The following is an 8234-nucleotide window of genomic DNA, read 5'->3' as shown; positions in this document are numbered from 1 at the left end:
CCGCATTTGAAATAATTAAAGTGGGGAAAATGTGGGTAAAAAGAAAAATGCAGAAAAACACAGCAATATAACTATATATCAACTATTTACAATCATATTAAATTTTAATCCGAATTAATCCGATTGCAAATTATTTAGCAGATGTGGGGAAAATGTGGGGAAAATATCTATATTTGCATCCAGATAGATATTTAACCTGTAAGCCTATGAAAGTAACTTTCATCATTAAAAAAGCGGCCAAACGGTATGATACCGAATCAACCGCAACTATTTATATCCGTCTGAGAAATGGAAGACAGCTTGATTCTGTTGCTCCTACCCAGCTTTCAATCAATCCCAACCTGTGGGATGACAAAGCAGAGTGCGTAAAAACAAAAGCTGTCTGCAACGAAGATTTAAGGACTGGCATAAATGAAGAGATACGAAAGCTGAAAACCTATGTGGAAAAATCCTTTCATACGGAAAAAGAATCCGTAGATAAAGAATGGCTGAAACTGACCTTAGACAGATATTATCATCCTGAAAAGTATTTCACACCGGAAGAGATTGTCATCAAACCGACTTTCGGAGAGCTGTTTGACAGCTTTCTGGAAAAGCATCCGTTATCGGAAGTAAGGAAAAAGAATTTCAGGGTGGTAAAAAGAGCCTTATTGCGTTATGAACTGTATGTACGGGAAACAAAAAGAGGGCAAAAAGGATTTGTTCTTGATGTTGATACCGTCACACCCGAAACTCTTCGGGACATGTGGGACTTCTTCGAGAACGAATACCAATATTATGAATTGTACCCGAGCATTTATGAAGCCATTCCAGAAAAGAGAACTCCGCAACCACGTGGAAAAAACACTCTGATAGACTGCTTTTCAAGAATACGCACATTCTTCCTGTGGTGCCTCGACAACAATCTGACCGCCAACAGACCGTTTGACAAGTTTCCGATAGAGGAGTGCAAATACGGAACCCCTGTTTATATCAACCTTGAAGAAAGGGACAGGATTTTCAATGCTGACCTGTCAGCCACTCCACAGCTGGAGATACAGAGGGACATCTTCATTTTCCAGACACTTATAGGATGCAGAGTAAGCGACCTGTACAGAATGACCAAACTGAACGTGGTAAATGAAGCCATTGAATACATACCGAAGAAAACCAAAGAGGGCAATCCTGTAACGGTACGTGTTCCGTTGAACGAAAAGGCAAAGGAAATTCTCGAACGGTATAAAGGACATGAGGGAAAACTCCTGCCGTTCATTTCCGAACAGAAATATAATGAGGCAATAAAAAAGATATTCAAACTTTCAGGAGTGGACAGGATTGTCACTATCTTAGACCCGTTGACACGTGATGAAGTCAAAAAACCGCTTTATGAAGTGGCAAGCAGCCACCTTGCAAGACGCACTTTCATCGGCAATATTTATAAGAAGGTGAAAGACCCGAATCTTGTTTCGGCACTGTCGGGACACAAGGAAGGCAGCAAGGCTTTCAGACGGTACAGGGATATTGACGAAGAGATGAAGAAAGACCTCGTTAAACTTTTAGACTAAGCCTATATGGGACAACAGGAATATGACAATTTCAAAAGACTGATAAGGGAGTGGCTTGACAGCCACCCCGATGAATATGCGACTTTCGTGGAAGAAATGAACGACAAGGAGTTCAAGGGATTCGTCAAGGTTTTCAAGGTTGCCACAACCTTGGTACCGAGATACAAGGAAGCCACACGCAGACGGATCGGAGACGACAAAATCTCCGATTTCGAGGAACTGGAGAATGTGCTTCTGGATTCTGACCTTGCTCAAAAGATTGTAAACGAGTTCCATCATTCAAAAAGGCGGAGTATCATACCTGCCATGCTCGCATGGTTGTACTACGGACGGAGCTATGAGTGCATGGTGAAACAGGGAGAGGAACTGGCCAAAAGAAAAGGTATTACCGGACTATACAAATGGCTTGTTTCCTACATGGTCAGGTTCATCATCAAGAAGAGCATCAGCAGCGGCATGAGAACCAAAGAGGACTGGGTGGCTTTCAGGAAGCAACAGAAAGCCATTGAGGAAAACAACCTCGTGGAATGGTCTATTGAGGATGAAGAAGACATTGAAGAAACCGAAACGGAAGATACGGACAGCCTGCAGCAAGGACAGCCCAAGAGCGCCGGACGAAAAGCCGACACACGCACCCTGCCGGAGCTGCTGATAGAGAACAGGGATGTCATTCTGGAAAGAATCGGAACAAGGCTGAAAACGCATACGACCGAAACAGACATCGCACGACTGTACATCGCACTGGTGGAATACCGCTTCATGCGACCTTGTCCCATAAAGACTTTCCGGAACGCACTGCAACAGCAATATACAGACCTCAGCATCGTACACGAAAGGGGAATACAGAAAGCGTACAGGAACCTTACCACACCTTTCGGAGGCAGCAAAAAACTGATAAAGGACATCGGGGAAGACCATGTTGCCATAGAGGAATTGAAAGCTTATCTATCCGCTTGAAACTCGTTTAATTCGTTTTTGGATTTTACGAATTTAACGCATTGAAACCCATTGATTTACGATTATTTTTCGTTATATATTTGTGCCACTATCCTAATCGGGGTAGTGGCTTTTCGTTTATAATACTGCCGAAACGGGAAGTCTTACAACCGGCAGTTTCAACAAGCCTATGACAGACCTGATGGCAATTATCCAAAGCGGAAACGGCAACATCAAACTGGAAGTGACAGGCGAAGACCTGCTCATGTTTTCAAACCAGCTGATAAGCCGTGCCAAGCATGAACTCTCCACCGCCATTGCGGAAGCGAGAAAGGAAAAGTACCTCACAAAGGAGGAAGTGAAGAAAATGTGCGACGTGTGCGACACCACCCTTTGGCACTGGGCAAAGAAGAACTATCTGAAACCCGTAAAGGTGGGGAACAAGGTCAGATACCGACAGTCGGACATACAGAAAATCCTGGGTGAACGCAATCCTTCAATCTGAGCCTATGAAAGAGGAAGAATACATGCGTGTGGGAACGACACTGTACAAGGTCGTAAACCAGCCCTGCGCCAGCGGAGGGTATGAGAAAAGACGTGTGATATGGAACAACAGCACACTCAGGCAGGACTACGGGAAGAACTATCTTGCGACCGTCCCGAAGTATGACGGATTCTGTACCGTTCCCGACCATCTGAACTACCGGAAGGAAATTGACGGTTTCCTGAATCTGTACGAACCGATAGAGCATACTCCGCAGATAGGGGATTTCCCGAACATACGTTCTCTGGTGCTACACATTTTCGGTGAGCAGTACAATCTGGGACTGGACTATCTGCAACTGCTGTTCCTGCAGCCGTTGCAGAAACTCCCCATACTCCTGCTGGTATCGGAAGAGAGGAACACGGGCAAGAGTACGTTCCTTAATTTCCTGAAAGCCGTATTCGGGGATAACGTGACATTCAACACCAACGAGGATTTCCGGAGCCAGTTCAATTCCGACTGGGCCGGAAAGCTGCTCATTGTCGTGGACGAGGTGCTGCTCAACCGCAGGGAAGACAGCGAGCGGTTGAAAAACCTGAGCACCACTTTCAATTACAAGGTGGAAGCCAAAGGGAAAGACCGCACGGAAATAGCCTTCTTCGCCAAGTTCGTATTGTGTTCAAACAACGAGTATCTGCCTGTTATCATTGACGCAGGAGAAACACGATACTGGGTAAGGAAGATAAATCCGCTGCAGAACGATGACACGAATTTCCTACAAAAGCTGAAAGAGGAAATTCCTGCCTTCCTGTTCTTCCTGACGCAAAGGGAGCTTTCAACGGAAAAGGAAAGCCGTATGTGGTTCAATCCGAAGCTGACACATACGGCAGCCCTGCAGAAAATCATCCGGAGCAACCGAAACCGTCTGGAGATAGAAATGGCTGAACTGTTCCTTGACATCATGTCAAACATGAATGTGGAAAGCGTATCATTCTGCCTGAATGACCTCATGACACTGCTCATATATTCGCAGGTAAAGGCAGAGAAACATCAGGTGCGGAAAGTGGTTCAGGAAGTATGGAAGCTGACTTCCGCACCGAACTCGCTTTCCTACACAGCCTATGAAATCGCCCCCACCCGAGACTGCCACTACGAGACGAAAAGGAAGACAGGAAGGTTCTACACGATAACCAAGGAACAGCTGACCGCTATATGATTATTTTGATGAAATGATGAATATGGTATATAACACATTGTATTACAATATAATATAATCTCATCATTCATTCATCGGAATATAATGCTGATGAAAAGAGAAATCATCATTTCTTTTTTGGCAAGCAGTCTGATGAAAAAATGATGAAGTGTTACCATTCTATATAACAGCTTATTACAAGCAAAGTTCATCAAATCATCGTTTTTTCACTCATCACAAAACCGTACGAAAATGACAACAGAAGAAGCAAAAAAGATAAGAATCGCAGACTATCTGCACAGTCTGGGGTATTTCCCAGTAAAGCAGCAGGGGGTAAACCTCTGGTACAAATCCCCGTTCAGGGAAGAGAACGAGCCCTCGTTCAAAGTAAACACAGAACGTGAACAATGGTTCGACTTCGGTCTGGGAAAGGGCGGCAACATCATCGCACTGGCAGCACACCTCTACGCAACGGAGAGTGTTCCGTATATCCTGAAACGCATAGAGGAACAGACACCGCATGTCCGTCCCGTGTCTTTCTCTTTTCGCAGGCAGTCTGCCACCGAGCCGAGTTTCCAGCAACTTGACATCGTGCAGCTGTCTTCTCCTGCCCTGCTCTCTTACCTGCAGGAAAGGGGGATAAATACGGCACTGGCGAAAAAAGAATGCCGTGAGGCACACTTCACCAACAACGGCAAACGGTATTTCGCCATTGCCTTTCCGAACATATCGGGTGGATATGAAATCCGCAACCGATATTTCAAGGGCTGCATCGCACCGAAAGAAATATCACATATCAGACAATCGGGAGAGCCGAGAAAAGCATGTTACGTTTTTGAGGGGTTCATGGACTACCTTTCCTTTCTGACACTAAGGCTTGAAAGCTGTCCGCAATTCCCTGATTTCGACAGACAGGACTACATGGTTCTGAACTCTGTTGCCAATGTTTCCAAGGCACTCTATCCGCTGGGCAGCTATGAACGCATCCACTGTTTCCTTGACAATGACCGTGCAGGAATGGAAGCCCTGCAGCAAATCAGAAAGGAGTATGACAATACCAGACATATACGTGACGCTTCACACATTTACAGCGGATGCAAGGATTTGAACGAATACCTGCAAAAACGGGCAGAGACAAAGAAACAGGCTCAATCCATCAAAGTGAAGACACCGCCCAATAAACCGGGAGGCTTTCGGTTATAGCCCACTATAACTACACGCTTCGCTTACGTAGTTGTGGGCTCTCCCGAGGGGATTAGGGTTTTACCCTAATAACCCACTCAGGGCGTTTCTCCCCTGAGAACCCAGAGCAAAGAGTGACCCTCTCTTTGCAATCTCCGCTTATGGGTTGCACCCCTAAGAACCCCATGCGTTTGCGGACAGCGGAAAAGCAAGCAATAAAGTACAAACCCAAAAACAGGTATCTATGGCAACAAAATCAAGCATACATATCAAGCCCTGCAACATCGCATCGAGCGAGGCTCACAACAGAAGGACTGCCGAATACATGCGCAACATCGGAGAGTCCAGAATCTATGTCGTTCCTGAACTCTCCACCGATAACGAGCAGTGGATAAATCCTGACTTCGGCAGTCCGGATTTGCGGACGCATTATGATAATATCAGACAGATGGTAAAGGAAAAGACCGGACGTGCCATGCAGGAAAAGGAACGGGAGCGCAAAGGCAAGAACGGCAAGACAGTCAAAATTGCGGGATGCTCCCCCATACGTGAAGGAGTGCTGCTTGTCAGGTCGGACACCACACTGGCAGACGTGCGTAAATTCGGTGAGGAATGTCAAAGACGCTGGGGAATCACACCGCTGCAAATCTTCCTGCACAAGGACGAAGGACATTGGCTGAACGGTCAGCCGGAAGCGAAAGACAGAGAAAGCTTCAAGGTCGGGGACAGATGGTTCAAGCCGAACTATCATGCCCATATCGTTTTCGATTGGATGAACCACGAAACCGGAAAGAGCCAAAAGCTTAATGACGATGACATGATGCAGATGCAGACCTTGGCATCTGACATCCTGCTGATGGAGCGTGGGCAATCAAAGGCTGTAACAGGTAAGGAACATCTGGAACGTAACGACTTTATCATCGAGAAACAGAAAGCCGAGCTGCAACGCATGGATGCAGCCAAACGGCACAAAGAAGAACAGATAAATCTTGCCGAACAGGAACTGAAACAGGTAAAATCAGAAATACGCACTGACAAGCTAAAGAAGACAGCCACCACGGCAGCGACAGCCATAACAAGCGGAGTTGCTTCTCTTTTCGGAAGCGGAAAACTGAAAGAACTGGAACATGCCAACGAGAAACTGCAAGACGAGGTTTCAAAACGGAACACCAATATTGAAAAATTACAGAGCCAGATACAGCAGATGCAGAAACAGCATGATACGCAAATCCACAATCTCAAGGAAATGCACAGACAGGAACTTGACATGAAGGAAAAAGAACTGTCACGGCTCGCCAGAATCATAGACAAGGCTTTCAGATGGTTCCCGATGTTCAGGGAAATGCTACGCATGGAAAAGTTCTGTGCCATGCTGGGGTTCACTAAAGAAATGACTGAAAGTCTTTTGGTCAAGAAAGAAGCCCTGAAATGTAGCGGTAAAATCTATTCCGAGCAACACAGACGGAACTTTGATATAAAGGATGATATTTTAAGGGTGGAAAATGACCCTGACGATGAAAGCAGGCTGAACCTGACAATAAACAGGAAGCCGATTGCCGACTGGTTCATGGAACAATGGCACAGGCTCAGATACGGAACAAGGCTGCCACAACAGGAAGAAAGAAAAAGTAGAGGATTCAAATTGTAATAGAAGCAAATTGATTAGTAATCTAAAAGCACTCCGATAACGATCAGAGTGCTTTTAGATTGTTTATCATTAATTATCAAAGCAAGTGCAGTTTAAGATTTTACCGAAGTCTGCATTAATAAAGAATATACTACAGCTGATATATGCGCAACATATTGTGACGCTTGTGATTCATTTCCCTTGAAATCCTTAACAAATACCGCTAAGGTATAGCTGACATTATTAGGCAGACATATATAGGCAACATCATTGTGAGCTGCAAGAACGCCATTTTCATTAACATAACCTGAACCTGTCTTATGCGCTATAACAACCCCTTCTTTATCAAGAAGTGGAGCTGCTATCCTATCTACACCTGTTTTGCATTCTTTTAACGTATTCTTAATGAAACTTTGTTTCTCATCATCGATAAGACCTTCAGTAAACAAACGATTCATCAACATTGCAGCACCAAGAGGAGATGTATAGTTAGAGTAAGCCTTGTTATGGTCAGCCGACATTTCCTCTTCCGTATAAGCTATCTGAAAACTTGAACGAGGGATGAGTGTGGCTATAAAACTATCTGTTTGAGCGACATTAACCATATCCTTAAACATAAGGTTGCTTGCATTGTTGTCACTCTGAGTAAGAGTATAACGCAGCAAATCTCTTACTGTCAATGATATGACTGGTCCTGAATAATCTTTCAGCATAGGACTCCAAGTCTTTGGGTCAAGTTTATCCCTATTTATATTTACCAAGGTATCAAGTGAAATTCCTTTATTGTCAAAGTCATTGCAAAGAGCTAATGCCTGATGAACCTTAAACACACTCATCATAAGATAAACACTCTTATTATTGACCTTAACCGTATCTCTGTTATTAACAATAACCGCCACACCAATTTCACCAGGACAAGCTGAGACAATTTGAGAAATACTATCAGTCAAAACATTTGTTAAAGGAGGATTTGCGCTATCTTTTGTCGCTGATTTATGGAACAATGAAAATACCAAGATGAAAATGCAAACTAAAGCTATACACAAAACTACGATTTGTTTTTTTCTGTTTTTTTCCATGTTTATATTATTTATATTTGTTTGACGAGGATATTTATTTGCCGACAAAGGTACATAACTTTACGGAAAAATATGTTTCTAAAATAGATAAATAGACAGTTGTGGGGAAAATGTGGGGAAAAATCAGATAATTAAAAAGGCTAAGTGACTGACAATTAATCACTTAGCCTTTTAATCTGTACCCAGA

Annotated in this window: 7 protein-coding genes; 6 read left to right on the top strand and 1 reads right to left on the bottom strand. The window is 44.0% G+C overall.

All coding sequences use genetic code 11. From position 1 onward, the window contains the following. The first annotated feature begins 206 nt into the window (after window positions 1-206). The 6 genes from ACESPU_RS21525 (at window position 207) to ACESPU_RS21500 (ending at window position 6989) form a co-directional block, all read left to right on the top strand. Window positions 207-1544, top strand: coding sequence for a site-specific integrase (locus ACESPU_RS21525; protein WP_373133654.1), 1338 nt, complete (start codon window positions 207-209; stop codon window positions 1542-1544). A gap of 6 nt (window positions 1545-1550) precedes the next feature. After that, window positions 1551-2501, top strand: coding sequence for a DUF6043 family protein (locus tag ACESPU_RS21520; protein ID WP_178269885.1), 951 nt, complete (start codon window positions 1551-1553; stop codon window positions 2499-2501). A gap of 169 nt (window positions 2502-2670) precedes the next feature. Then, window positions 2671-2985 (top strand): helix-turn-helix domain-containing protein, encoded by a 315-nt coding sequence (locus ACESPU_RS21515; RefSeq protein WP_005797547.1) that lies wholly within the window; start codon window positions 2671-2673, stop codon window positions 2983-2985. A gap of 4 nt (window positions 2986-2989) precedes the next feature. Beyond that, window positions 2990-4180, top strand: coding sequence for a primase-helicase family protein (locus ACESPU_RS21510; RefSeq protein WP_022217652.1), 1191 nt, complete (start codon window positions 2990-2992; stop codon window positions 4178-4180). Between the two features lie 231 nt (window positions 4181-4411). Next, the gene (locus ACESPU_RS21505) at window positions 4412-5362 is read left to right on the top strand and encodes a toprim domain-containing protein (RefSeq protein ID WP_177865714.1); all 951 of its coding nucleotides are present in this window, start codon (window positions 4412-4414) and stop codon (window positions 5360-5362) included. Window positions 5363-5585: 223 nt separating this feature from the next. Further along, a complete protein-coding gene (locus ACESPU_RS21500; protein ID WP_373133653.1) occupies window positions 5586-6989 on the top strand; it encodes a mobilization protein in 1404 nt (467 codons plus the stop codon). Between the two features lie 92 nt (window positions 6990-7081). On the opposite strand, the gene ACESPU_RS21495 is transcribed toward ACESPU_RS21500, so the two are convergent. Then, window positions 7082-8047 (bottom strand): CfxA family broad-spectrum class A beta-lactamase, encoded by a 966-nt coding sequence (locus tag ACESPU_RS21495; RefSeq protein WP_373133652.1) that lies wholly within the window; start codon window positions 8045-8047, stop codon window positions 7082-7084. Window positions 8048-8234: the final 187 nt, after the last annotated feature.

Source organism: Parabacteroides sp. 20_3 (assembly GCF_964238835.1).
GTDB classification, from domain to species: domain Bacteria; phylum Bacteroidota; class Bacteroidia; order Bacteroidales; family Tannerellaceae; genus Parabacteroides; species Parabacteroides distasonis.
Note: the sequence above shows the minus strand (reverse complement) of the source record. Positions and strands in the feature narration are given on the sequence as shown.

Excerpts from the sequence above, each read along its gene's own strand:
- ACESPU_RS21500 (WP_373133653.1), top strand. The coding sequence starts at position 5,586 with ATGGCAACAAAATCAAGCATACATATCAAGCCCTGCAACATCGCATCG.
- ACESPU_RS21510 (WP_022217652.1), top strand. The coding sequence starts at position 2,990 with ATGAAAGAGGAAGAATACATGCGTGTGGGAACGACACTGTACAAGGTC.
- ACESPU_RS21505 (WP_177865714.1), top strand. The coding sequence starts at position 4,412 with ATGACAACAGAAGAAGCAAAAAAGATAAGAATCGCAGACTATCTGCAC.
- ACESPU_RS21520 (WP_178269885.1), top strand. The coding sequence starts at position 1,551 with ATGGGACAACAGGAATATGACAATTTCAAAAGACTGATAAGGGAGTGG.
- ACESPU_RS21495 (WP_373133652.1), bottom strand. The coding sequence starts at position 8,047 with ATGGAAAAAAACAGAAAAAAACAAATCGTAGTTTTGTGTATAGCTTTA.
- ACESPU_RS21515 (WP_005797547.1), top strand. The coding sequence starts at position 2,671 with ATGACAGACCTGATGGCAATTATCCAAAGCGGAAACGGCAACATCAAA.
- ACESPU_RS21525 (WP_373133654.1), top strand. The coding sequence starts at position 207 with ATGAAAGTAACTTTCATCATTAAAAAAGCGGCCAAACGGTATGATACC.